Annotated in this window: 14 protein-coding genes; 1 reads left to right on the top strand and 13 read right to left on the bottom strand. The window is 72.6% G+C overall.

From position 1 onward, the window contains the following. Positions 1-55 precede the first annotated feature (55 nt). From MJ607_RS10840 to MJ607_RS10790, 11 genes are all read right to left on the bottom strand, one after another. Positions 56-4,567 carry an FtsK/SpoIIIE domain-containing protein gene (locus tag MJ607_RS10840; protein ID WP_243075607.1) on the bottom strand — a complete coding sequence of 1,504 codons (4,512 nt, stop codon included), beginning with the start codon at positions 4,565-4,567 and terminating at the stop codon, positions 56-58. Between the two features lie 10 nt (positions 4,568-4,577). After that, positions 4,578-5,198, bottom strand: a complete 621-nt coding sequence (locus MJ607_RS10835) for a hypothetical protein (protein ID WP_243075606.1) — start codon at positions 5,196-5,198, stop codon at positions 4,578-4,580. After that, on the bottom strand, positions 5,195-6,757 hold the full coding sequence (locus MJ607_RS10830; protein ID WP_243075605.1) for a DUF5684 domain-containing protein: 1,563 nt from the start codon (positions 6,755-6,757) through the stop codon (positions 5,195-5,197). Before MJ607_RS10830 ends, MJ607_RS10835 begins: the two co-directional genes overlap by 4 nt. Continuing rightward, positions 6,754-9,273, bottom strand: a complete 2,520-nt coding sequence (locus MJ607_RS10825) for a transglutaminase domain-containing protein (RefSeq protein ID WP_243075604.1) — start codon at positions 9,271-9,273, stop codon at positions 6,754-6,756. Before MJ607_RS10825 ends, MJ607_RS10830 begins: the two co-directional genes overlap by 4 nt. Then, positions 9,270-10,637 (bottom strand): DUF58 domain-containing protein, encoded by a 1,368-nt coding sequence (locus MJ607_RS10820; RefSeq protein ID WP_243075603.1) that lies wholly within the window; start codon positions 10,635-10,637, stop codon positions 9,270-9,272. The genes MJ607_RS10825 and MJ607_RS10820 overlap by 4 nt, the downstream gene beginning before the upstream one ends. After that, entirely contained in the window at positions 10,634-11,599 is a 966-nt protein-coding gene (locus MJ607_RS10815; RefSeq protein WP_243075602.1) for a MoxR family ATPase, read from the bottom strand. The genes MJ607_RS10820 and MJ607_RS10815 overlap by 4 nt, the downstream gene beginning before the upstream one ends. A gap of 40 nt (positions 11,600-11,639) precedes the next feature. After that, on the bottom strand, positions 11,640-17,597 hold the full coding sequence (locus MJ607_RS10810; RefSeq protein ID WP_243075601.1) for an Ig-like domain-containing protein: 5,958 nt from the start codon (positions 17,595-17,597) through the stop codon (positions 11,640-11,642). Then, positions 17,598-18,731: a serine/threonine-protein kinase gene (locus MJ607_RS10805; RefSeq protein ID WP_243075600.1), complete on the bottom strand. Its 1,134-nt coding sequence runs from the start codon at positions 18,729-18,731 to the stop codon at positions 17,598-17,600. Positions 18,732-18,834: 103 nt separating this feature from the next. Next, entirely contained in the window at positions 18,835-19,491 is a 657-nt protein-coding gene (locus tag MJ607_RS10800; protein ID WP_243075599.1) for a spermidine/putrescine ABC transporter substrate-binding protein, read from the bottom strand. An 84-nt stretch (positions 19,492-19,575) separates the two neighbouring features. Next, positions 19,576-20,061, bottom strand: a complete 486-nt coding sequence (locus MJ607_RS10795; RefSeq protein ID WP_243075598.1) for a hypothetical protein — start codon at positions 20,059-20,061, stop codon at positions 19,576-19,578. A gap of 34 nt (positions 20,062-20,095) precedes the next feature. Continuing rightward, positions 20,096-21,136 carry an ABC transporter gene (locus MJ607_RS10790; RefSeq protein WP_243075597.1) on the bottom strand — a complete coding sequence of 347 codons (1,041 nt, stop codon included), beginning with the start codon at positions 21,134-21,136 and terminating at the stop codon, positions 20,096-20,098. A gap of 130 nt (positions 21,137-21,266) precedes the next feature. Here MJ607_RS10790 and MJ607_RS10785 point away from each other — a divergent pair, with 130 nt between their 5' ends. Then, positions 21,267-21,887: a hypothetical protein gene (locus MJ607_RS10785; RefSeq protein WP_243075596.1), complete on the top strand. Its 621-nt coding sequence runs from the start codon at positions 21,267-21,269 to the stop codon at positions 21,885-21,887. 27 nt (positions 21,888-21,914) lie between these two features. Here MJ607_RS10785 and MJ607_RS10780 read toward each other — a convergent pair whose 3' ends face one another. Both MJ607_RS10780 and MJ607_RS10775 read right to left on the bottom strand, forming a co-directional pair. Continuing rightward, entirely contained in the window at positions 21,915-22,529 is a 615-nt protein-coding gene (locus MJ607_RS10780; protein WP_243075595.1) for a hypothetical protein, read from the bottom strand. Positions 22,530-22,773: 244 nt separating this feature from the next. Beyond that, positions 22,774-26,661, bottom strand: a complete 3,888-nt coding sequence (locus MJ607_RS10775) for a DNA-directed RNA polymerase subunit beta' (RefSeq protein WP_243075594.1) — start codon at positions 26,659-26,661, stop codon at positions 22,774-22,776. Positions 26,662-26,701 lie beyond the last annotated feature (40 nt).

The following is a 26,701-nucleotide window of genomic DNA, read 5'->3' as shown; positions in this document are numbered from 1 at the left end:
AGGCTAACAAGACTCGCGGCATCCGCGAATCCGGCTGGGGAGAACCGTCGGGAGCTCACGGGCGTGCGACGGGCACCGGCGCGTCGGCGTCGGCGAGCGCGACCTGGATGCGCCGCGTCTTGCCGCGCGCCACGACGACGCCCCGTCCCTCGGGGAAGTCCGACCGCTTGGCGCGGCTGAGCGAGGTCTTGAGGATGACCTCGCCGTCGCTCTGGTCGGGCTGGAGCAGCAGTCCCCTGCGGGAGTTCTTGAACTCGCCGAAGAGCGGCCATGACGACACCCATGCCGAGGACTCCGCCTCCGCGACGACGAAGTGCTCCTCACGCTTGAACTGCCGCACCATCTCGACGAGCGGCGCATCGGCGGGCGTCTGCAGGTAGTCCCCGATCGACTCGATGATCACGACGCAGCGGAGGTCGGACGCGGGGTCGGCCGCGATCTCGCGCAGGAGCTTCGCAAGCTCGGCGACCTCCTCGGGGCTTCCTGCCGTCGCGGCGAAGCGCGGATCGGCGGCGAGCGCCGAGCGGCGCGGGCCGATGTAGTAGACCGCGTGCCCGGGCAGTGCGAAGGCGCGCTGCGCGATCACGGCGAGGGCGTTCGACCGCCCGCCGCCGGGAGGACCGGCCACGACGAAGGCGCCCGTGGGGGCGATGCCGACGGGTTCGAGGGTGTCTTCCGCGAGACCCACGACGAGATCGCCGTCGCGCAGCTCGGGGAGCGCCGAGAGGCGCACGAGGGCGGGGAGCGACGGGATGCCGGGCGCCGAGGCCGCACCGGCGGCGCGCAGTCGCGCGGCGAGCGCCGAGAGGGCCGCTGCCTGCTCCCCCGCGTCGGGCGAGCCGCCGAGGATCGCGAGCTGCGTCTCGCGCCCGCCGATGAGCGCGCGGCCCGCCGGCGAGTCCTCCGTGATGACGTCGGCGGGCGCGTCGAGCGACGCGTACCCCGTGTCGTCGGCGAGTCGGAGGACGACACGGCGCGGGATGCCGGATGCCACGCTGCTCGGGATGGAGGCGAGCCGGTCGCTCGTCAGGACGACGTGGACCCCGAGCGGACGGCCGACCGCCACGATGTCCTGGAAGACGCGGTACCACTCGCTGCGTCCCGTCGGGATCTCCCAGCCCTCGCGGAATCCGGGGAAGTTGTCGATCAGGAGCAGGATGCGGGGCTCGCGCTCGTGGCCGGGAGTGCGCCGGTACTCCGCGACGCTCGTCGCGCGCGCGTCCGCGTAGACGCGGGACCTCCGGTCGAGCTCGGCGCGCAGCATCCGGAACAGACGCACGATGCGCTCGTCGTCCTCGCCCGTGATGACCGCCCCGACGCCGGGGAGCTCCTCGAGGGCGCGGAGGGCGCCCGAGCCGAAGTCGAGGGCGTAGACATCGACGGCGGAGCCCTCGGCGAGCGCTGCCGCGGCCGCGATCGAGCGGAGGGCGACGGACTTGCCGGATCCGCCGGTGCCGAACACGGCGAGGTGGCCATCGGTGTCGGGCTGGAAGGCCGCGATCTCGTGCGCCTGCCGCTCGGGCAGGTCGCTCACGCCGATGGGGAGCCGCTCGTCGGTGCGCGCACGCAGCTCGGTGAGGGCGATCGCCGTCGGCAGCTCGTCGAGCCACGGCCGCCGCGGCGCGGGGATGCGCGCCTGCCGCGCAGCCTCGGTCACGGTCGCGACGAGCCGCTTCTGGTCGGTCGGGCCGAGATCGCGCTCCTCCGGGGCTGCATCGTCGCCCGCGGCGGTCCAGGCTCCCGCGACGCCGAAGGGCATGTCGGCGACGTCGACGCGCGGGGCCTCGACGGCGCCGCTCGACCAGCCGCCCGCGTAGCCCGACTGGAAGCGCTGGAGGCGCCCGGGACCCGTCTTGGCGATCGCGCGGCCCGGGATGCCGGGGTCGAAGTGCGCCGCGTCCTTGACGCCGATGACGTCCTGCGAGTCGGACTCGTCGGCGACCCGCAGCGCGATGCGCAGGTTCGTGTTGGCGCGCAGATTGTCGCGGATGACCCCCGCGGGGCGCTGCGTAGCCATGATGAGGTGGATGCCGAGCGAGCGTCCGCGCTGGGCGATGTCTACGACGCCGTCGACGAACTCGGGCACTTCGCCGACGAGGGCCGCGAACTCGTCGATGATGAGCACGAGCGCGGGCGGAGCATCCGGATCCCCCCTCTTCTCGAGCTCGAGGAGGTCCTTCGCGCCCTTGCGGTGCAGGAGCGCCTCGCGGTGGTGCAGCTCGGCGCGCAGGCTCGTGAGGGCACGGCGCACGAGGTGCGGCGTGAGGTCGGTGACGAGACCCACGGCGTGCGGGAGCGTCACGCAGTCGGCGAACGCCGAGCCGCCCTTGTAGTCGACGAAGAGGAACGTGAGCCGGTCGGGTCCGTACTCGGCCGCCATGCCGAGCACCCAGGCCTGCAGGAACTCGCTCTTGCCCGAGCCCGTCGTGCCGCCGACGAGCGCGTGCGGGCCCTGCGTGCGCAGGTCGAGGTGCATGATGCCCGAGGCGCCCTGCCCGATCGTCGCGCGCAGGCGGCCTGCGCGGCGCCGCGCGGGCGGCTGGCCCGTGAGCGTCCGGTCGGTGATGGAGTCGTTGGCGCGCCAGCGCTCGAGCACCGCGAGGGGCTCGGAGAGGGTCGCGGGGTCGACGAGCGCCGCGAGCGCGACGCTCGTGGGGAGGTCCGAGACGTCGTCGACGGGCACGTTGGCGTCGGAGATGCGGCTGAGATTGCGGGCGAAGCCCGCGGCCTCCCCCGCCGTGACGCGGTCCGCGCGCGGGGAGGCGAGCTCTTCGCCGAGTCGCACGAGGCCGATCCGCACGGTTTCGGGGCCCACCTCGGTGAACGCGCGGCAGACCGCGGGGAGCCGGGGAGCGGACTCCGCGACCCACACGGGGTAGACGCCGACGTCCGCGCCGCGCTCGCTGAGCGCCACGAGACGCGCGCGATCTCTCGCGGCGCCCTCGGAGAGCACGACGACGACGGCGGGGAGCGGGATGCCGGCGCCTCCGGCGTCACCCTGCGCCGTGCCGACATTTGCGCCCGCGACGAGGGCGGATCGTTCGACGCCGAGCGCCCCGCGCGCCTCTTCCCTGCGTCGCGTCGCCGCCTGCTCGCGCGCCGTGATGAGGGCGTCGAGCTCGTTCGTCAGCGAGATGACAGCGGGCTCCGTCGCGGCGAGGTGGTTGCCGCTCAGGGGGCTGTGCGGCGACGACGTGTGCGGCAGCCACTTGAGCCAGTCGAGGCGGGTCGCCCACTCGGGCGTGAGCGCCGCCGCGACCACGAGCTCGGCGGGCGAATGCAGGCCCGTGAGCTGGACGAGCACCGAATTCACGACCTCGAGCGCGGCATCCGTCTGCCCCGCGATGCCGATCGCACCCGACTCCGCGAGCTCGACCGCGACGGGGACGTCGTCGACGAGGCGATGCTCCGCGACGACCGCGCCGAGCCGCTCCTGGAACTCGAAGACGAGGTCGCCGCGCTGCGCTTCGTCGACGGTCGTGCGGCTCTCCATCGACGCCGTGCCGAGGCGCAGCGACAGGAAGCTCCAGTGCTCGGGGCGCCGCGTCCACAGGAGCGGGCCGAGCCCCGCCGCCGCGCGCAGCACCTCGGACGAGGACGGCAGCTCGGCGATGCGGGCGCGCTGCTCGACGCTCTTCTCGGACTCGAGCCGCTCGCCCAGCTCGACGAGCCCCTCGTCGAACCGCGCGATCTGGCGCTTGAGCTTGCGCGCGTCGCGGCGACGCGTCGTGATCCAGCTGCCGAGCAGCATGATGGGGCTCATCGCGATGAACAGGAGCGTGATGGGACGCTGCGTCAGCGCGAACATCGCGAGGCCCAGCAGGAGCGGCGCGATCATCGCGAGCAGCGGGAAGGGCTGGTCGTCTGCCTCGCGCGGCACCTCGGGCACCGAGAGCGTGCGGCCGATGTAGCGTTCCTCGACGCGCGGCGAGCGGTTGAACTCGACGGGGCCGACGTGGTCCTCGCGCGTCGCCGCGTCGTGCGACTCGACCTCGACGAGCAGCTCGGTGCCGCCCACGAGCACGACGAGCCGGCCCGGGACGCGCACGCGGGAGACGAGCTCGCCGTCCACCTCGACGCCGTTGGCCGAGCCGAGGTCGACGAGCTCGACGCTCTGGCCCACGTCGACGCGCACGTGCTGCTTCGACAGGTACGGGTCGGCCAGCACGACGTCGCACGACGGGTCGCGGCCCACGAGGTGCGATCCTCCGCCGAGCGGGATCGACCGGCCCGCCTGCGGACCGCTCAGGATCGTCAGCACGGCCGTCGCGCCGGGGTGCAGCGAGGGCAGGAGGTGCGCGGCATCCGCTTCGTCGACGAGCGCGACCGAGAGTCCCGACGCGAGCCACTCGTCGCCGATGACGGCGTCGGGCGGCAGGAGCCGCCACTGCGGGTCCATCGGCGACGCGGTCTGGAGCGTGTAGCGGCGCGATGCGTCGTACGCGCCGCGCGGATCGGCGGCCGCGATGCGCGCGGCGACGTCGCCGACGGTCGCGGTCGGCTCAGCCGTCACGACGACGTCGTGCGCCGATCCGTCGGGGCGGTAGAGGCTCAGTTTGACGTGCACAGGGGTCCTCTCAGGCTGTGGCCGTGAGTGCGATGAGGGCCGCCACGACGACGGCGAGGATGACGGATGCCGCGACGAGCGCGATCACAGTGCGCCGCCGGGCACGCCGGCGCGATGCCGCCTCGACGGAGGCCGTGTCGACGTGCTGCTGCTGGGGGTGCGGAGTGGGGGCGGAGCGGGCCGCGGTGACGGGCGGAACCGCGCGCGGCGCGTACACGGGAGGAGCGGACTCGGGAGCGCGCGCGATGCGCCCGAGCGACGCCGGCACGTCGGACGCGCTCGTGCCCGCGAACGGGGCGGGGTGTTCGCCGACGCCGCGGGCGGCGCGGCGGCGCGACTCGCGCCGGGCGACCATCGTCGAGCCGTCGTCGGGCGCGTCGGGCTCGGCGTCGGTCGTGGTGCGGCGCGGTCCGGGCGCGGCGTCCGGCTCACCGTCCTCAGACGACGAAGGCTGCGTCGCGCCCGGGTCGGCGGTCCGGCGGCCGCGCGCGAGCGCCGTCGCATCGTCGGGCGCCTCGCGCGAGACGCGGATCGTCGCGTCGAGTTCGTCGGTCGCCGCCGGGCCGTCGCTCTGCGGGCGGTCTTCCGTCTCCCCCGATCCGTCGGGGCCCGCCGGTTCCGAGCCGCTCACGGCTCGCTCCGGCTGAGCGACACCTCCGCGTCGCCCAGGAGGAACCGCTCCCCCGCCTCCGTCGCCTCGCCGGGGGTCGCGGCCACCTCGGTGCCCATGACCGTCGTGAACAGCACGCCGTTGGTCGAGTCGAGGTCCGTGATGTACCAGCGGTCGTCGCGCAGCTCGAGACGCGCGTGCGTCTTCGAGATCGTGCGGGTGTCGTCGTCGAGCGACACGAGCTGGGCGCCCGGGAACTCGGGGTCGCGCACGGGGCGGCGGCCGAGGATGACGGCCTCGGACGTGAGCGGGACGCGCGTGCCCGTCGGGCCGACGAGAACCCACGCCGTGCGCTTGCGGCGCGCGACGATCGTCTCTTCGAGGTCGTCCTCCTCGGGGATGTGCGGGCGCGTGTGCTGCGCCGACACGGAGGCGAGCGCCGAGCGCGGTCCTCCGGCATCGGGTGCCCCGGCGATCGCCGAGACGGGCCCCGAGCTCTCGGGGAAGGCGTCGCCCTCGCCCGGGACCGGCGACGGCGCGGGCGCCCACGGCTCGCGCGAGAGGGCGGGATCGGCTGCCGCGGGCACGTGTGTGACGGGCGGCACGAGGTCGTCCGGGGGCAGCGGCGCGAGCGGCGGGCTGCCGACCCGGCGCCCGGCGATGGGAGCGGCAGAGATGGGGGCGGGCGCCCCGGAGACGGCGTCGGTGACTTCGCTCGTCGCGGAGCCCGGGATCGCGTCGAAGCTCCACGACTCGTCGTAGCGGTCCTCGTCGTCTTCGTAGGGCCGCTGCGGCGTCGACGAGCGGCGGACGTACGAGGGCGCTTCATCGGACAGGGCAGGAGTGGATGCCGGGGGCACGGGCGCGGCCGTCGCCGGAGCGTCTGGGGTGGCGGGCGCGGGGGTGGCCGCGGCGGGCGCGGCGGCCTCCTCGGCCGCGGGCGTCGAGGCGCGCGAGGTCGCGGGAGTGTAGGGGACCGGCTGCGTGGGAAGCGGAGGCGGGGGCGCCCAGCCGCCCGCAGCAGGCGCAGCGGGCGCCGCAGGGGGCGCGGGCGGAGCGGCGGGCGCCGCAGGGACGTACCCGCCCCGCACGGCGGCGTAGCCCGGCGGAGGGGTGATCGGCGAGTAGGCCGTGACGGCGGCAGCCGGCTCTGCGGGTCCCGCCGTGAAGGTCTCGGGCTGCGGCGTGCGGACGGGCCCGTGCGTCTTCGCGGCGTCGCGCCCGACCCACCGCTCGGGGCCGAAGCCGACGATGCTCGCCCAGATCGGGAAGAGGAAGAACGCGAGGGCCGTCATCCCGCCGCCGTAGCCGAAGGCCAGATTGACGCGGTGCACCGCGACGATGAGTGCGATCCACCCCACGAGCGGCAGGACGAACAGCAGCACGAGCCAGCCCGACAGGCCCCCCAGCCGGAGCAGCACGACGATGTTGAGGAAGGGCACCCACGCCTGCCACGCCGGCTCGCCGCTCTTGCGGAAGACCGCGCCGAGGGCGATCGCGATCCAGACGTAGACGAGGAGCACCGCGACGAGCGACGTCGTGACGACGGCGACGGTGTTCGACAGCTCGAGGTTGGTCATGGCGATGTGTGCGCGCGCTGGTCAGTGCGGCGCTTCTCCTTTTCGACGGTGCGTTCCCGACGGGCGGGGGCCAGGTGTCGGACGAACGATCTCAACGATACGGTCGCGCGCACGCGCTGCCACGCTCCGCCGTCCCTCGCGAGGGCGCGGCGCTCGGCATCCACGATGCGCCAGAACTCGTCGGCGGCCTCGACGGTCGTCGTCGCACCCGAGAAGACGGCCCGATCGGCGCCCTCCGCGAGCACGCCCGCGGGTTCGGAGGCGTACTGGTTCGCGAGCTCGACGCGCGTGAGCGAGCGTGGTGCGCCGCGGCCCGCATCGACGGCGGCATCGACGTACTCCTCCCAGCCGCCCGCGATGCGCGATGCCGGAGCGTCGGCCCTGCGCCGCCCGCGGCGCCGCATCGCCTTGGCCGCGACGACCGCGATGAACGGGCCGAACGCGATGACGAGGACCGCCGACGCGATCCCCGCGATGCGCAGCGCCGGCAGGAGCCACGCCAGGTCGAGTCCCTCGGCGGGAGGCGTGGAGTCGTCGGCTCCCGAGTCCTCCTGCACGGGGTCGGGCGGGAGCACCTCCTCGACGGAGTCGGGCCGGACCTCCGTGACGTTCTCGGGGTCGCGCTGCTCGGCGACGTCGAAACTCGGCGACACCTCGAACTGCGGCGTCACGTCGATGGGGACCCACTCCCCCGCGCCGTCCTGCACCTCGGTCCACGCCGTGAGATCCTGTGCGCGGCACCGGCCGTCCCGGCAGGCCGAGAGGCCCGGCTCGGCGGAGGAGAGCCGGGCGCCCAGCACGACGCGGGAGGGGAACCCCAGCTCGCGCGCGATGAGGGCCACCGCGACGGCGAACTGCTCGTCGTCGCCGATCGCGGCGACATAGTCTCCGGATGCCGCGGCGCGGGGGTCGGTCTCGCGTTCCAGCAGTCGCGTGAAGAGCACGCCGACCCGCCCGATCGAGTGCCCGGACGCGCTCGGCTGGAACGTGTAGCCCGGGAGCTCCTGGATCCACGACGAGGCTGTCGCGTCGAGCGAGAGGCCGTGGCTGAGATAGCCGCGCTCGCGCAGGAGTGCGACGAGCCCCGCGAGCGCCGCGCCTCCCGAGCCCTCGCGATGGCGATCGACCCACGCCGTCAGGCTCTCAGGCGCCTCCACGTCGTTCGCGGCTCCGCCGGGCGCGTCGATGTCGGCGAGGGCGGGGAGTCGCGGCTCGACCGCGTCGACGACGTAGGAGTCGCCCGCCTCGAGTCCGCCTCCCGCCGTCTGCACGCCGGCCGCCGCGGACGCGCTGTAGTAGAAGCCGTCGGCGAGGCCCGCGGCGCGCTCGCCCGAGAACCTCACGGATGCGACACGGCCGGTCGTCGGCATCCAGATCCCCTCCAGCGACTCGATCGAGATCCTGGAGCGCGTCGGCTCGCCCGGCCCCGCGTCGAGGGCAGCGGGCACGCGGACGAAGTGCGCCTGGTCGGCCGAGTCGCCGCCGCCCGCGCGGAAGACCTCGCCGTCGTAGTCGTCGAGGGTCGCGAGACGGATGCGGGATGCCGCGCCCGCCTCGGGGGTGACCGTGAAGAGCACCTCGTCGGCGCTCCCCTGCGCGAAGCGCGACCGGTAAGACGAGAGCGGGCTCGGCTCCGCCGCGAGCGCGACTTCGGGGCCGACCGCGGAGCGCAGGACGTCGCGCTCGGCGCCGCGCGCCGCGAACGGCACGACCGCGGCGGCCGCCACGACGGCGACGGCGAGCATTCCCGCCGCGAGCGCCGAGCGGCGCCGGTCGGCGATCGAGGGCCGCCGCGAGATGCGCACTCCGCTCGAGGCCGCGGCGCGCTGGAGGGCCCGCATGCGGGCGTCGCGCGTGCGCCACGCGAGCCACAGCACGCTCGCCACGAGCGCCGTGATGCCGATCGCCGTCTCGACGGGCGCGAAGAGCGTGACGGGCCCGATCGACAGGGGCGCGCTCGTGGCCGCGCTGCCGAAGAAGAGACCGAAGGACACCATCGCGATGCCGATCGGCGCGGCCGCGTACGCCGCGCGGCTGTCGCGCCACGAGAGCACGAGGACGGCGCACGTGCCGACGAGGAAGACCACGAGGGCGGGCGCCAGGAGATTGCGGTACGTGCCGACGGGAAGGTCGACCGTCACGAGGTCCTTCCAGCCGAGGACGAGTCCCGTCGCGACATCCATGAGTCCCTGCAGGATGTCGGGCGCCCCCGCGAGGCGCGTGGGCACGGCGAGCGGCACCCCGAAGAGGAGGATCGCGACGCCGAGCGCGGCGGCCGTCAGCCACCCGCCCCACGCGCGCCGGTGGGCGATGATCGCGATCCCGGTAGCGACGACGGCCGAGACCCCCACCAGCACCAGGAACCAGCCCGTGCGGTAGACGGGCCAGGCCGCGACCGTCGCGATCGCGACGATCGCGGCGGCGTACAGCGTGCCCGCGACGATCCGCCGCGTCGACTCCGCTCGCGCGCGGCGCGCGAGCTCGTCGCGGCCTCCCGCGAGGTCGACGCCGCTCATGTCGAGGCCCCCCGCAGCAGCAGGCCCGAGAGGTCGTCGAGCGTTCCGACGGTCATGACCGAGAGCCCCGCGAGCGTCTGCATGCGCGGGTGCGCGCGCTCGTCGCAGATGACCGCGAGGATCGCGGTGTCGGTCGGGAAGCCGAGGGCCGCCTGTCGCAGCCGTGTGAGCGAGACGCGCGAGCCCGTGACCACGACCGCGATCGAGAGGCGGTCGTTCGCCTCTGACGCGAGGCGGCAGACGTCCTCGACGGGCATCGTGTTCTCGAGGCGGTCGATGCCGCTGAAGCCGTCCAGCAGGACGCGCGGAGAGACGGCGGGGATGTGCTGCACGGCGCGCAGCCGCCCGCGCACGACGCGGGGCACCTCGGAGCCGACGACGACGTCGAGGTCGCGGGCGTCCTGCACGGCCCGCACGGCGACGGATGCCGCACAGCTCACGGCGAGCTCGAACTCGTCCCCGTCGGCGTACTCGGCCTCGGCGATCGCGAGGATGACGGCCATGCGGGAGCGGCGGGACTCCTCGTACTGACGGACCATGAGCTGGCCCGTCTTGGCCGTCGACTTCCAGTGGATCTGTCGCTGCGAGTCGCCCGGCGCGTACTCGCGGATCGCGTGGAAGGACATGTCGGCGTCCACGAGCCGCCTCGTCGGGCTGCCCTCGAGGTCGCGGATGAGCCCCGCGCTCGTGGAGGGGACCGTCGTCGTGCGCGGGTGGACGTACAGGTCATGCACGTCCTCGAACGCGTGCTCGCGGCGGAGCAGTCCGAGGGGGTCGCTGCGGACGGTCGTGGCGGGTCCCACGCCGACGATCCCGCGCGGGAGGGCCGGGATGTCGAGGGCCTGCGCGATCCGGTGGCCCGAGCGCAGGAGCGGCACCCCGAGCTCGACGAGTCCCGCGCCGACCGGGATGTCGATGCGTCCCGGGAGCGCCGTGCGGTTGCCGTGGTTGCGCACGACGATCTCGCCCGTGACGCCCTGCCCCGCGACGATCCGCTCGTGCGCGAGCGTGAGGTCCACGTCGTACGAGCGCGCCCCGAAGAGGAACGGCACAGCCATGAGCAGCAGGAGCACCGAGATGGCGCCCGCGACCATCCATTCGACCCACCCGAACCAGACTCCGAGCGCGAGTCCCACGGTCGCCGCGAGCGCGACGAGCATGCCGGCGGGGCGGACCGTGCGCGAGGCCCAGTCCGCGGCCGCCGCGATGCCCGCTCCGACGGCGCGCGAGGCGGCAGTCGTCCAGACGACGATCCGCACGAGCGTGCGTCCGCGCGTCACGGGGGCGACCGTGCGCGTCGATTCGCCGACGCCCGAGCCGGTGTCGGCGGCGGAGCGGGTGAGGCGGGACTCGGTCAGGCTCATACGGCCTCGCGGCGGGTGGGCGGTGCGACGTCGAGCAGCACCTGGCCGATGACGGCCTCCTGCGTGACGCCGTCGAACTCCGCCTCCGGGTGGAGGATGAGGCGGTGCGAGAGGACGGCCACGGCGAGCGTCTTTACGTCGTCCGGCGTCGCGTAGGTGCGTCCCTGCGACGCGGCACGGGTGCGCGCGGCGCGCGTGAGCGAGAGGGCACCGCGGATGCTGACGCCGAGGCGCACCTCGTCGGCCGAGCGCGTGCTGTCCACGAGCCGCGCGACGTAGTCCAGCACGAGGGCGTCGACGTAGACGTCGCGCGCGAGGTCGGCCATGCCCACGAGCGCCTGCGGCGTGATGATGGGGCTCAGCTCTTCCGTCGCGACGGCTGCGCCGTCGAGGATCCGCACCGTCGAGGCGTGGTCGGGGTACCCGAGGGAGGCGCGCATCATGAAGCGGTCGAGCTGCGCCTCGGGGAGGCGGTAGGTGCCGGCCTGCTCGACGGGGTTCTGCGTCGCGAGCACGAGGAAGGGCACGCCGACGGGCCGAGTGACGCCGTCGATCGTGACGCGCGACTCCTCCATGACCTCGAGGAGCGCCGACTGCGTCTTGGGGCTCGCGCGGTTGATCTCGTCGGCGAGGACGATGTTGGCGAAGACGGGACCCGCGTGGAACTCGAACCGGCCCTCCTTCTGGTCGTACACCGTGATGCCCGTGATGTCGCCCGGGAGGAGGTCGGGGGTGAACTGGATGCGGGTGTTCGTGCCCTGCACGGACTGCGCGAGTGCGCGCGCGAGGGAGGTCTTGCCCGTCCCCGGGACGTCTTCGAGCAGGACGTGCCCGTCGCTGAGCATCGCCGTGAGGACGAGCTCGACGACGTGGCGCTTGCCGAGGATGGCACGCTCGACGTTGTCGGAGATCTGCGCGAACGTCTGGGCGAACCAGGTGGCCTGCTCCTGGGTCAGAGTCATGTGCGGGTGTCCTTCGAGGGGATTCGGGCGAGGGGGAGGATCAGGGGGCGGGATTCTGGCCGGGCGGATCGTTGGGCTCGCACGTCGCGCTCATCGTGCGCGTCGCGTCGGAGAGCCCCCAGCCCTGGGCGGACCAGCTCGCCGTGACGCCGATGCCCTCGACGCGCACGGCGCCGCGCGGGACGTCCCACGTGTCGGGGATGTGCGGCAGGATCGCGTCGTCACGGTCGTAGTAGACCAGCTGCGCGTTCGAGAAGCCGACGACGGCCTTGCCCTGCGCAGTGTTGGACGAGTCCCCGCGCACGTCGAGCGTCGCGCCGCCGGCGCACGACTGCACCCACCACGACGCCTGCAGCTGGTACGGGGCGCTCCCCGCGGCGGGGACCACGGTGGCCCACGGGGTCGCGGTGCCCCACACGTCGTGCACGTAGCGCACCTGGATCGCGGGATCGCGATCGAAGACGCCGGTCGGCCAGCCGGAGAACTCGACGTGGTTGCGGTTGGGGACGCGCTCGGTCGAGGTGGGCTGGGCGCGGACGATCCATTCGGCCCGGCCGTCGCGCACATCGGGCTGCCCGTCCACCGCGAAGGTCCAGCCCTTGGGCGCCTTCCCGCTCTGCACGGCCCGCACGCTCTGCGTCGTCGTCGAGCGGCCGAAAGACGACCCGTCGTACCAGGACTCGACGCACAGCTCGAAGCGGTACTCCTCGCCGTCGGGCAGGCCGGAGAACACCGCGACCGCGCCGTCCGGGGTCGGAGTGCACACGTCGCCGTCGCGGACGATGCCGTAGCGCAGCGCCGAGCCGTCGCCGTTGAGAGCGGCCGCCCCGCGTGCCGTGACGGTGGACGTCCCGTCGCCCGCGGACTCGGCGCTCAGTGTGAGGACCGGATCGCGAGGCGCGCCGATGCCGTTCGCCCCGATCGTGACGGCGGCGCCGGACTGGCTGCCCGAGAGGCCCGGCGGCAGCTCGAATCGCGAGAGCGGCGTCACGGTGACGGGCGAGGACGAGTTGGAGCCGAGGCGGTACGACGCGAGGTCGACGCGGTCCTGCCCCGGTCGCACGTCGATGCGCGCCGTCTCGCCCCCCGCCGCCGTGATCTCGACGGCCCCCGTCTGATCGGGTTCGAGGCCCGCGATGGAGAGCGAGATGACGCCGCCCTCGCCCGAGGGGGTGACGACCGGCGACGCCGTGACGGACTGCGGCGGGCGCGGAGCGCGGTAGGCCCAGCCCACCGTCTGCACGCCCGTGCGGGACTCGCCGACGGCGTTGACCGCGACGGCGTCGTACGTGCGCTGCTCGCCGTTCGGGGCCGAGATGACCGGGCACGTGCCGTCGGGAGCGCACCGCGCGACCTCGACGTCGTCGCGGCGGACGACGAACCCCGTGAGCGCGGGGTAGGCGGCGCGCGCATCCCCCGGGTCGACGCGCAGCGTGAGCGTGCCGTCGTCGTACGCCGTCTGGGACAGGCCCGCCGGCGCGCGCGGGAAGCCCTGCAGATCCAGCAGGAGCCGGCCGTCGCGGTCGGCGTTGGTCCGGCGGCCCTGCGCGTCCTGGACGGAGAAGGACGCCGTGCAGGTCGCGCCCGCGGCATCCTCCGTCCATGACGCGACGATCGTCGTGGCCGACCCGCGCTCGAACGCGACCCCCGCGCACGCGCCCGTCGCACGCACGTCGACGATCTCGAGCGGCGTGCGCGGGAGCGGGTTGACCTCGCCGGGCCCGCCCACGACGGTGATGGCGCACGACGTGCCCGCGGCCTGCGAGCACTGCTGCGTCACCGACGCCCCCTGCGGGAGCGTCGACGGCGCCGCGCCGACGCGAAGGATGAGTCGCGCGGAGGGCACGTCCGGGTGGCTCGCGACGTCGACGAGGGCGACCTCCTCCGCGCCCGGCACTGCGCGGTCGGCGCCCGTCACGGTGACGATGTTGTCGTCCTGGACGACCTGGAACGCCGAGCCCGTGTGCGTGAGGGCGTACTCGATGCCGTCCCAGTCCTCGCGCAGCTGCCACGTCGTCATGAGCGTCAGGTCGAAGGTCGCGGTCTCGCCCGGCCCGACCGTGAGCGAGGCGGGGTGCAGGACGGGCTGCGGGTCGACGGGGACCACCGTGATGGGCACCGAGAGGTAGGTCCAGTCCTTCTGCCCGTCGAGGCGGACGGGCACTTGGCACGCGTCGGCCCACGGCGCTCCCGCGCCCGCGTCGTACCGGACGGAGGTGCCGGACTCGAGGACGCAGGATGCGTCGGCCCGCGCCCCCGAGGCGCGCACCTCGTCGCCCACTTCGATCCGCCGGCCCGGAGGGCGGGCGACGAGCGTCGCCATGTCGAACGTCACCGACGCGAGCTCGGTCGCCTGCGGCGTCTGCGCGCCGCTCCGGAGGATCAGCGAGAGGTCGTCGTCGCCCGGCACGCGCAGGAAGGCATAGGTCGTGACGGGACCGGAGGGTCCTGCACCCGACACCGCGAAGGGGATGACGCGCGAGCGCGCCGGCAGATCCCCGCTCAGCTCGGAGCCGTCGACCGAGACGCCGTCGGGATCGCCCCACAGGCTCACGGCGAGGTCTTCGACATCGCCGGCCGACCACGCGGCCTTGCCGTCGAGCACGTCGACGCCGTCCTCGAAGTCGTCGCGGTTCTCGATGGTCAGGACCGTGTCGGCGACGACGGGGTAATCCGGCACGCTCTCGCGCACGACCTTGACCACGATGAGCCCGCGGCCCGTGTTGCCCGAGCTCGAGACGACGTCGTACAGGAACGACATCGTGGCCGGCTGGGTACCCGCCCCGATGACCACCGTCGTGTCGTTCGTCGTGACGATGAGGTCGTCGAGCCGCGCGAACTCCGGGTTCGGGCTTCCGTCGCCGAGGAACTCCGGCAGGTCGGGGCGCACGGACTGCAGCGAGAGCCGGCCCATCGTGGGATCGAGGTCGTTCGAGAGCGGGCTCACCCGGATCCGGCTGTCGTGGCCCGCCTGCACCTGTACGTAGTCGGTGTACGTGATGGGGCTCGGGTTGGACGCCCCGTCCAGCACGCCGATGCGGACCGTGCCCTCGCCCGTCGCACCGAACGCGTCCACGACCCGATAGCGGAACGAGACCTGGCCCGGCCGGCCCGCGACGCTCGAGTACAGGATCGACGCGCCGTCCGCCGAGATCGTCGCGGCGCCGGTCTCGGGCTGCGTCATGATCCGGTCGAGCGTCACGACGTCGCCGTCGGGGTCCATCCCGAACCCGTCGAACTCGACGAGCACGGACTGCCCGCTCAGCACGCGGCCCTCGAGGGTCTCCGGCAGCGGCGCGCGGTTCGCATCGTCGGAGAGCACCTGGATGCGCACGTCGGCCGTGTCGGCGAGAGCGGGGGCGCCCGTCGTGAAGACGGAGTACCGGATGCCGTACTCGCCCGGCTCGCTCGGCGCGAGATAGCGCAGCACGCCACCCGAGGCGAACGCGAGCGCGGCATCCGTCGACGACACGACAGAGGACGGATCCAGCGTGGGACGGCCGCCGGACGGGGCGATGTCGTTGTCGAGGACCGGGATGTCGATCTGCGAGCCGGCGCGCACGACGACGGTGTCGTCCACCGCGATGGGGGCCAGTTCGGGGGCGAGCGGGAGCAGGTAGACGGTCGCCTCGCCCTGCACGCTCGCTCCGCGGTCCTCCGTGCCGTCGCTCACGGTGTACGTGACGGTGCCCAGGCGCCCTACGGCCCCCGTCTCGGTCGAGCCCGAGACGCGCAGGTGGCTCTGGCCGACGGTGTCGACCGAGAGGGATGCCCCGGCGTCGGGGTGCACGACGACATCGCTCAGCAGCAGGACGCGCCGGGTCGGGTTCGACACGGCGTCGAAGACGTCGAGCGTCGCATCCTGCTTGGGATGCACGAACGCCACGACGGGCGCTGTCGCGAGCTCGGGCGGTGCGTCGGCGGGCAGGATCGTGATGCGGGCGGTGCCGTCGGCATCGCTGATGCCGTCGGTCACGGTGAAGCCCACGCGGATCGTGCCCGGCACCTGCGCCGAGAAGTCGAAGCTCGTCGTGCCGCCGACGACGGTCGCGGTCGCGGGCGCCCCGTCGAGCACGCGCACCGACTCGAGCGCGAGCGCGCCCGCCGTTCCCGTGACGTGCGGCGCGACATCCACCGTCAGCCCCGCGTCCATCGAGTCGACGACGGCGAACGACTGCACCTGCAGCTGCGGCTCGGGCGAGACCCGCACGACGAGCGGGACCGTCGTGGTCATGCCGCGCGTGTCCGACACCGTGACCGAGAGCTCGACGAGCTCTTCGCCGCCGCTGCCGTCGTCGTCGTGCTGGTAGACGACATCCCCCGACGGCGTCGACGCGACGCTCCCCCGGCCCGAGGGGTTCTCGACCGAGAGGAGGAACCGCGGGTCGCCCTCGGGGTCGACCCAGCCCGGCAGCACGGGGATCGTCACGGTGCCGCCGGTCGCGACCTGCGGCTCGGGCCACGGCAGGAGGCATCCCTCGACGCCGCACCACACCGGCGCCGTGTCGCGCGACTCGGGCGCGACTTCGATCGTGACGGTCGTGGGCTGCGAGACGAGGCCGTCCTGGCTCGTGCCGTCCGTCACGGCGTACGAGAAGGTCGCCGAGCCCACGGCATCGGGCGCGACGCGGACCGCGAGCCGCTGCCCGTTGTCGGTGATCGAGGTTGTGCCGAATCCGGGGTCCAGGCCCGTGACGGACGCCGGGTCGATCGAGAGCACGTCCTCGTTGGGGTCGTGGTCGTTGAGCAGCACGGGGAGGCTCGCGAGGCTCCCCGCGCGCACGCCGAAGGCGTCGGGCTCGGCGACGGGCGGCTTGGGGTCGATCATGATCGTGAGCTGCTCGTCGCTCGGCTCGGCATCCTCGTTCGTGCGGTCGTCGAGGGTCCAGTCCTGGCTCGATTCGACGAGGTCGCCGTCGGGGACCGTCCACACCCAGCCGCTGCGCGTCTCGTTCAGGATGACGGAGGTGCCGCCCGTCACGAAGCGCGGGCGCAGGTCGTCGCCGAGTGCGCGGCCGGCGTAGTCCAGCACCGTCGTGCGGCCCGTGCCCGAGTTCCACAGGACGCCCTCGGTCGCGCCCTGCGCGAGCCACGCGGCGAAGACCTCGCCGTCGTGGACGACGGGCCGCGCGGGCTCGCCGAGGACGGTGGCGCCCGCCCCGACCTCCTCCGTCACGGCGGAGCCGTCCAGGGGCACGCGCACGAGGCCCGTCTCGGTCGCGAGATAGACAGCCTCGCCGGCGGGGTCGGGGGCGCCGACGACGACGGTACCCGTCGCGTCGACGCGCTCGGCGGTATCCGCTCCCGCGAGCCAGACGTCCCCGTCGTCCGCGTCTACGACGACCCATTCGTCGCCGCCCGCCGTGATGACGGGAGACGAGAGCCCGTCGGCTTCGAGCGGGTCGCGACCCCGCACTTCGGAAGAGGGGATGTCGTAGCGCAGGACGGAGGCGTCGGCCCGCGAGTAGCTGAACAGGAGGCCGCGCGGATCGACCGCGATCGCATCGGCCGTGTACTGCGGAGCGTCTTCGGCGTCCGAGGGGAAGGGATCGATCTGCGTCGCCTGCCCCGTCGAGAGACGGCCGACGAAGACGGCTCCCGAGTCCGTGCGGTACGCGACGAAGTCGCCCGCGGTCGCCACGTCGGTCGTGCCCGCGGGAGTCGACGGCGAGGCGCGCAGCGTCTCTTCGTCGAGGTCGACGGGCATCGCGGCGTCGATCCTGGTGAGCTTGCTGTAGCTGTCCGAGAAGACGTAGGCGCCGTCGTCGGTCTGGGCGACCTCGCTCGGATTGCTGATGCTGCGCACCGTGTCGAGCTCGCCGACCGCCGTGTTGACGCGCGCGTAGTGCAGCCCCTCCCCCGTCTGCAGCGCCCACAGGGCGGTGTCGACCTCAGGGGTCTCCTGGGCGTCGAGGCCCGGCCACACGATGCTCGCCGTCACGACGAGACCGAGGCAGGCGACGGCGGCGACGACGCCGGCGAGCGAGCGGCGACGCATTCAGAGCACTCCCGCGGAGAGCAGTGCGACGCCGACCGCGACGAGTGCGATGGCCGCCGCGACGCCCGCCACGATCCACGGGAGCAGGCCGCGTCCCGCGCGCTCCGGTCCCGAGATCGCGGTGTCCTCGTCGCGCGCGAGGCCCGCGACGCTCGTCTCGTAGCGCGTCTTGCGCCGCTCCTCGTGCGCGACGGTGCTGCGCGCCGCCCCGCGGATCGTCGAATCGGAGAAGTCGACGGGAGCGGATGCCGCGCTCCACTCGTCGACGGGAACCTCGAGCGCCGTCGGCGACATGCCCAGTTCGCTCTGGACTCCGCGCAGCGCCTCGGCGAACTCGCGCGCGGAGGCGAACCGGCGCGCGGGGTCGCGACTCATCGCGCGGGCGAGCACGTCCTGCAGCGACGCGGGGACGTCGGTGCGCGGGACGGGCGTGTAGGTCGCGCGGGCGATCCGGCGGCGCAGCTGCTCCTTGGTGTTCTGACCGCGCTCGCGACGCTCGAACGGGCTCTGCCCCGCGAGCAGCGAATAGACGGTCGCGCCGAGGCTCCACACCTCGCTCGCGACCGAGCCCGCCGTCTGCTCGCCGACGACCTCGGGGGCGCTCCACGGGATCGACATCGCGAGGACTTCGTCGGCCGTCGCGCGCGACAGCGACGACGAGATGCCGAAGTCGGCGAGGACGGGCGCCCCGAAGGTCGTCACGAGGATGTTGCTGGGCTTGACGTCGCGGTGGACGAGTCCCGCACGGTGCGCGGATTCGAGCGCGCTCGCCATCCGCACGCCGATCTCGAGCACCTCGGGCACCGGGATGCGCTCGCGCCGATAGCGCTGCGCGAGCGACCCCGGGCAAAACTCCATGACGATGTAGGGCCTGCCGTCGGCCGAGATGCCGGCCTGGTAGACCGTCACGATCGAGGGGTGCGCCGAGAGGTGCGCGAGGACGTCGGCCTCGGCGTTGAACATGCGGCGCAGGTCGGCGTCGCGCACGTCGCTCGGCAGCACCTTGACCGCGACATCCCGCCGCGGCATGTCCTGCTCGTAGAGGAACACGTCGGCGAAGCCGCCCGAGCCGAGCGGCCGAATGTAGGTGAGTCCCGGGAGAATCGGGGGCGCCGAGGGGAGGCGAGTTGCCACGCGGTCCTCCCCTGGAATCCGACGGCGTCGCGCCAGGCCCGATGCCGCACGCTCCGCAAACTGGGCAATGCTAACAAACGCCGCTGAGCGGTCCTGGGTCCCCTTACAGGCTCGGCGGCTCGTTCGGATCGAAGGGCGCGTCGAGCGATCGCGTGAGCTCCTGGAGGAGCGCCTCGATCTGCGGCTCGACGTACTGTCCGATCGCCGCCTGGATGCGCAGACGGTGGTGCAGGAGGATCGTGCACACCTCGCGACCCACCATGTTGGCGTAGTCGTCGGCGAGCCCGACCTCCTGGCGGAGCGCCGCCTTCGCCTCGTCCGTGAGCGGCGGGAGCGCCGGGATGTCGGAGTCCGCCTCTTCCGCCATCCCTGCGATCGTGAACAGGAAGGGCGCCCCGGGAACGGGATCCGGGTCGAGCGGCAGCCCCTCGAACTCGGGCTCGAGGCCCTCGCCGGGCCGGTAGGCGCGCGCGCGGTTGCGCGTAGCCTGCTGGTCGAGCTCGGCCTGAAGCATCGGGAGGTTGCGCGCCGTGTACTCGGCGACCGCGTGGTCGACGATCGTCTTGATCCTCGTCGAGAGTCCGTGCTGCACTCCGTGCGGAACGTCTCCCCCGAGACCCGCCGCCGAGAGAATCGGAGACCCGAAGCAGCGTCGGCACGGAGCGACCCTGCCGCGGTGCGTCGAGGGCTCCCAGCGGGGAAGCCACTTGAGCCAGGCATCCACTGCCTGGCTCACTTGGGTCTCGAGCGACCGCTCCACGCGTCCACGCTATCCCGTGGAGTGCCGGTTGAGGCGGCCTGACGCGCACTCGTCGGATCGAGTGCGGGGAAGCCGTCTCTCGCGTCACTCGTCGAACGGGTCCTCCCAGCGCCACCGCGGGCGCTGCGCGTCGGTGCGGACGAGCGCGATCCCCGCCGCCGCAGACCCGAACGCAGACGCGGCGATGACGACCGAGAACCAGGAGAAGAGGACACCGGATGCCGCGTCCCCGGCCGCCCCGAGCTCGGCGCCCGCGAGCAGTGCGCCGAACCACACTCCTGCGACGTAGGCGAGCGTCGCGAGCACCATCGTGACCACGGCACCGCGCAGGACGGCGTGCCGCCGCCGCAGCGCGATCCACAGGCTCAGCGCGAAGACCGCCGTCGTCGCGGCCGTCCCCACGATCCCGGGGATCTGACCGAGGCCCGGGACGTCGATGACATCCGCGTCGAGCACGAGGCTCGTGACGCCGAGGCCCGCGATGAGAAGCGCGATGAACCCCGCCGTGGCGAGCCCGAGAGCCACCACCGGCCGGACATGCCCGTGCTCGGGCGCGCGATCTTCCGACACCTCTCGACGATACGCCGCCGTGCGGTCGGAGGGACTACGCGCGGTAGAGCTGCGGACCCGCCTCGAGCGTGCGCTCGTACTCGCGCTGCGCCTCGACGTTGAGCTCGGTGACGCGCTTGCCGCGCGCCGCCGCCCACGCGCCGAACCAGATCGTCAGTTCGCGGCCGATGATGAAGGCGCCCACGGCCAGCGGCGCGAACGTGTTGTCCCGGATCAGCTCGACGCCCTCGGTGGGGGTGAGCATCCAGAACGGCGCCTGGAAGAGGAGACCCACGACGTACCCGAACCAGCTGATGACGCCGACGAAGATGCCGAAGATCACCCAGTGGCCCCAGCGGCCGCGGTTGATGATGGCGCCCAGCAGCCAGAAGCCGATGAAGAACAGCACGACGGGCACCCAGAACACCCACGAGGAGACCGCCGTCGTGAGAGCGCTGACGATGCCGTCGGGCGCGATGTCGTCAGTGAGCAGGCCCACGCCGAGCCACACGCCGAGGTAGAGCACGGCGAAGCTGAGGGCGGCGAGGAGGCCGATGGCGCCTGCGGCGGCGCGGTTGCCGCGCGCACGCGGCGGCTCGGGGGCCTGCACGAAGATGGGCTGAGGCGCGACGGAGCCGACGGGGGCGACGGGCTCGCTGTGCGCGACGGGCTCGCTCGGCGCGACGACGTAGGCGTCGGCCGGGGCCTCGACGGGGGTCTCGTACGCGTGCGTCGCGACGGAGCTCTCGGGCGCGGCGGCGGGGGTCTCGTCGCCGCCGCCTGCCGCGCGGTAGGCCGCCATGTAGGACGCGGCATCCGTGATCTCGTCGTCGGAGGTCTCGGGGGCCGACGCCTCGGCGACGACGGGAGCCTCGGACTGCTCGGCGGGCTCGGGCTCCGCGACGGCGGGCTCGGGCTCCACGGCGACGGGCTCCTGCTCGCGCGCGGGCTCCTGCTCGGGCTCGGAGCCGGAGACGGCCTCGCGGCCCGCGGCCTCGGCATCGGCGAGTCCCTCGTTGACGCGGCCGACGACATCGTCGTCGACGGGCTTCGGCTCGTCGACGGGCTCGCCGTAGGTCGACTTCGAGTCACTCATCGGATGCACTTCCTCACACGGGGCACGCCCCCGCACAGTGAGGGTAGCGCGGGGATCCCGCATGCCTCGGGAGGCATGCCGCGGCGATTCGCCCCCGTTCGCGCGGCGCCCCCCGGCTAGGGTGAGCGCCATGGCACGCACCGGTCCCGCCCGCGCCGCGCTCGTCGGTGCCGTGGCATCCCTCGTCCTCGTCGCGGCCCTGACGGCCTGCGCCTCGCCGGGCGACACGCCCTCGAGCGGCTCGACCTCGGGCTCGTCCTCGGCATCGGGGTCGACGCCCGGCGAGGAGACGGGCGGCGCCACCCCGACGCCGAGCTCGTCGTCCACGGGCGCGGCGGCCGCGGTCCCCGACGACTGCCGCGCGATCCTCACGGCGGACGTGCTCGCGCAGCTCGCGGACGTCCCACTCAACGACCCCGCCTTCGGGCCGTCGGGCGTGCAGCCCGACGGGAGCCTCATCTGCATCTGGGCCGATCCCGCCGCCGACACGACGGGCCTGCGCACCGAGATCAGCTCGATGTCGCGCGGTCCCGCCCTCGACATGCTCAATCAGCTCGCGAACGACGAGGGCTTCACGTGCTACACGCCCGACGGCGGCACGCGCTGCGAGAAGACGTGGCCCAACGAGACCTACCCCGTGACCGACGGGCGCACGCTCTTCTGGCGCGACGACATCCTCATCGACACGCAGTACTCGAACCTCGCCCCGACCGGCTACACCGCCGCGATCATCGATTCGATCTGGGGCTGAACGAGCCGTATCGAGACAGGGGCTGAGTCAGCTCCACACGAACGCCGCGAGGCGGTCGCCGTAGTCCTCGGGATGCCACGTCGTCTCGACGCTCGAGAGCCACAGGCCGTCGCGCACGGCGTGCTCCTCGACGACGGCGCCCGACTCCCGCCGGCACGCGATGCCCGAGCCGAACGCGGCGCACGTGAAGCCCTGCCCGCGGAGCGACAGGTCGGCGACCGTCGCGGCGTCCGCCGGGACGACCGACAGCGTCGAGACGATCGTGCCCGCGGGACCGCGCCAGAGGCACGTGACGCGCACCGTCGGCTGCAGGGCGTCCACGAGCGCCGTCACAGCGGTCGCGGGCGCCGCGTGGTTCTGGTCGAGCAGCGCGTCGCGGGTCCAGGCCAGCTCGCCCCACAGCATCGCGGGGTACAGGTCGCGGCAGTCGACGTCGGTCGAGAGGTCGAGCGCCGCCGCGCCGACCGGCTGGGCCGCGATGGCCTGGGGAGCAGACGTCGCGGCGCGCAGCGTGTCGCCGACGAAGACGATCGTCCCCGGCACGGCCGGTGCCGCGAGCCATACGAGGGCCGCCACCGTCGCGGCGCACGCGAGACCCGCAGGCCACGCGAGCCACAGGTTGCGACCGCCGATGCGCGCCATACCGCCCCTTTCCCTCCCCACCCTCCACGGTAGTTCGAGCCGGCGACGTCGCCTGTTTCGGCGCGCAGAGCGGGAACGACGATGGCCCCCGGCGTGTGCCGGGGGCCATCGTGCGGAGGATTCGGGATGCCGCTCGCGCGGTATCCGTCAGTCTTCAGGTTTCGATACGCGCGCTTCGCGGGCTACTCAACCTAGACCCGCCTCGGGTCAACGCGGGCTTCGCTCGCATTGACCCGAGTCGCGTCTAGTTGTAATCGCCGGAGAAGCCGTCCGTCGAGAACGAGTCGAAGTCGACGTAGCTCAGGTCGGCGTCGCTGTACGCGCCGTCCGAGGCGAAGATGCGGTTGGGGTACCGCTCGCTCTTGGCCTCCTCCGTCGCCTCGACCGTGACGTTGCGGTACTTCGCAAGTCCGGTTCCGGCGGGGATGAGCTTTCCGATGATGACGTTCTCCTTGAGGCCGAGGAGCGGGTCGCTCTTGCCCTCCATCGCGGCCTGCGTGAGGACGCGCGTGGTCTCCTGGAACGATGCGGCCGACAGCCACGACTCCGTCGCGAGCGACGCCTTCGTGATACCCATCAGCTCGGGACGGCCCGACGCGGGGCGCTTGCCCTCTGCCACGGCCTCGCGGTTGATCGACTGGTAGCGCTTGAAGTCGACCAGCTCACCCGGGAGCAGGGTCGTGTCGGCGTGGTCGACGACGGTGACCTTGCGGAGCATCTGGCGAACGATGACCTCGATGTGCTTGTCGTGGATCGGCACACCCTGCGAGCGGTACACGCCCTGCACGCCGTTGACGAGGTAACGCTGCACCTCGCGGGCGCCCATGACGCGCATGACCTCCTTGGGGTCGAGCGTGCCCACCAGGATCGGCTGGCCGACCGTGACGTGCTGGCCGTCCTCCACGAGCAGCGTCGCACGGCGCAGGACCGGGTAGACGTGCGGCTCGTCGCCGTTGTCGGGCGTGAGGATGACCTTCTTGGCGCGGTCGGTCTCTTCGATCGTGATGCGACCGTCGGACTCGGCGATCGGCGACGCACCCTTGGGAGTGCGGGCCTCGAAGAGCTCCTGCACGCGGGGCAGACCCTGCGTGATGTCGTCGGCCGAGGCCGAACCGCCGGTGTGGAAGGTGCGCATCGTGAGCTGCGTGCCGGGCTCGCCGATGGACTGGGCCGCGATGATGCCGACCGCCTCGCCGATGTCGACGAGCTTGCCGGTGGCCAGCGATCGGCCATAGCAGTTCTGGCACACGCCGACAGCCGAGTCGCACGTGAGGACCGAGCGGACCTTGATGGTCTCGACGCCTGCCTCGACGAGCTTGTCGATGAGCACGTCGCCCACGTCGTCGCCCGCCTCCGCCAGCACCTCGCCCTTGGCGTCCACGACCTCGGTCGCGAGCGAACGGGCGAACACCGAGTTCTCGACGTTCGGGTCCTTGATGAGCGTGCCGGTCGCGTCCTTCGTCGCGATCGGAAGCTCGAGGCCCTTGGTCGTGCCGCAGTCCTCCTCGCGGATGATGACATCCTGCGAGACGTCGACGAGACGACGCGTGAGGTAGCCCGAGTCGGCCGTACGGAGGGCCGTGTCGGCCAGACCCTTGCGGGCACCGTGCGTCGCGATGAAGTACTCCGCGACCGACAGCCCCTCGCGGTACGAGGAGATGATCGGGCGAGGGATGATCTCACCCTTCGGGTTGTTCACGAGACCGCGCATACCCGCGATGTTGCGGATCTGCAGCCAGTTTCCACGAGCACCCGACGACACCATGCGGTTGATCGTGTTGTCCTCGGGGAAGTTGTCGCGCATCGCCTTCTGCACGGCATCCGTCGCCTCGGTCCAGATCTTGATGAGCTCCTGGCGACGCTCGGCGTCGGTCGTGAGGCCCTTCTCGAACTGGCCCTGGACCTTCGCGGCCTGCTGCTCGTAGCCCGCGACGATCTCGCCCTTGTTGGGGGGAGTCAGGATGTCGCTCAGCGCCACCGTCACACCCGAGCGCGTGGCCCAGTAGAAGCCGGCGTCCTTGATCCGGTCGAGCGAAGCAGCGACCTCGACCTTCGGGTACTCCTCGGCCAGCTTGTTGACGATCTGCGACAGCTTGCCCTTGTCGGCCTGTTCGCGGACGAACGGGTAGCCCTTGGGGAGCGTGTCGTTGAAGATCGCCTGGCCGAGCGAGGTCTCGACGAGCCCGTTGCGCTCGTAGGCCTCGATCTTCTCCGGCGTGTCGATGTCGTTCTCGAGGAACGTGAGCCCCGGGATGCGGATGCGGACCTTGGCCTGCAGGTCGAGGGTTCCCTCGTCCTTGGCCAGGATCGCCTCGCCGACCGAGCCGAACGCGCGACCCTCGCCCTGAGCGCCGGCCTTGACCGTGGTCAGGTGGTGCAGGCCGATGATCATGTCCTGCGAGGGCAGGGTGACCGGACGGCCGTCAGACGGCTTGAGGATGTTGTTCGACGCGAGCATCAGGATGCGGGCCTCGGCCTGGGCCTCGACCGACAGCGGCAGGTGGACGGCCATCTGGTCACCGTCGAAGTCCGCGTTGAACGCGGCGCAGACGAGCGGGTGCAGCTGGATCGCCTTGCCCTCGACGAGCTGAGGCTCGAAGGCCTGGATGCCGAGGCGGTGCAGCGTGGGCGCGCGGTTGAGCAGGACGGGACGCTCGCGGATGATCTCCTCGAGCACGTCCCAGACCTCGGGACGCGTGCGCTCGACGGCGCGCTTGGCGGCCTTGATGTTCTGCGAGTGACCGAGGTCGATGAGGCGCTTGATCACGAACGGCTTGAACAGCTCGAGCGCCATCTGCTTGGGCAGACCGCACTGGTGCAGCTTGAGCTGGGGTCCGACGATGATGACCGAGCGGCCCGAGTAGTCCACGCGCTTGCCGAGCAGGTTCTGGCGGAACCGGCCCTGCTTGCCCTTGAGCATGTCGGACAGCGACTTGAGGGCGCGGTTGCCCGTGCCCGTGACGGGACGACCACGGCGGCCGTTGTCGAACAGCGCGTCGACGGCCTCCTGCAGCATCCGCTTCTCGTTGTTGACGATGATCTCGGGGGCGCCGAGGTCGATCAGGCGACGGAGACGGTTGTTGCGGTTGATGACGCGGCGGTACAGGTCGTTGAGGTCGGAGGTCGCGAAGCGGCCACCGTCGAGCTGCACCATGGGACGAAGCTCCGGCGGGATCACCGGGACGACGTCGAGCACCATCGAGGCCGGGCTCATGCCGGTCTGCAGGAACGAGTTGACGACCTTCAGGCGCTTGATCGCACGGATCTTGCGCTGGCCCTTGCCCTCGGAGATCTGCAGGTGCAGGTCGATGGACTCCTGTGCGAGGTCGAACGCCTCGAGGCGACGCTTGATCGACTCCGCGCCCATGTAGGCCTCGAAGTACTGGCCGAAGCGATCCTGGAGCTCGTGGAAGATCTCGTCCTCGCCCTTGAGCGAGCCGACCTCGAGGTTGCGGAAGTCGTCCCACACCTTCTCGAGACGGACGATCTGGTCGTCGGCGTTCTTGCGGATCGCCGCCATGTCCTTCTCGGCGAGGTCCTTGACCTTCTTCTTCTGGTCGGCCTTGGCACCCTCCTCCTCGAGCGCCGCGAGCTCCTCCTCCAGCTTGGCGAGGCGCGTCGCGATGCGCGAGTCACGGCGGTCCGCGAGCGTCTTCAGCTCGAGGCGCAGGTTGTTCTCGTGCGTCGGGAGGTCGCGGTGACGCGCCTCCTGGTCGACCGAGATGACCATGTACGCGGCGAAGTAGATGACCTTCTCGAGGTCCTTCGGCGCCATGTCGAGCAGGTACCCGAGGCGCGACGGGACGCCCTTGAAGTACCAGATGTGCGTGACGGGCGCCGCGAGCTCGATGTGGCCCATGCGCTCACGGCGGACCGAGGACTTGGTGACCTCGACGCCGCAGCGCTCGCAGACGATGCCCTTGAAGCGGACGCGCTTGTACTTGCCGCAGGCGCACTCCCAGTCGCGGGAAGGTCCGAAGATCTGCTCGCCGAACAGGCCGTCCTTCTCGGGCTTGAGCGTGCGGTAGTTGATGGTCTCGGGCTTCTTGACCTCGCCGTAGGACCAACGACGGATGTCGTCAGCGGTGGCCAGGCCGATGCGAAGCTGGTCGAAAGTGGTTGATTCGAGCACTAGTTCTCAGTTCTCCTGTGTCGGAATTCTGTTCGTCGGC

The organism is Microbacterium sp. SS28 (genome assembly GCF_022761035.1).
GTDB lineage: Bacteria > Actinomycetota > Actinomycetes > Actinomycetales > Microbacteriaceae > Microbacterium.
This window is presented reverse-complemented; position numbering and strand designations above follow the sequence as displayed.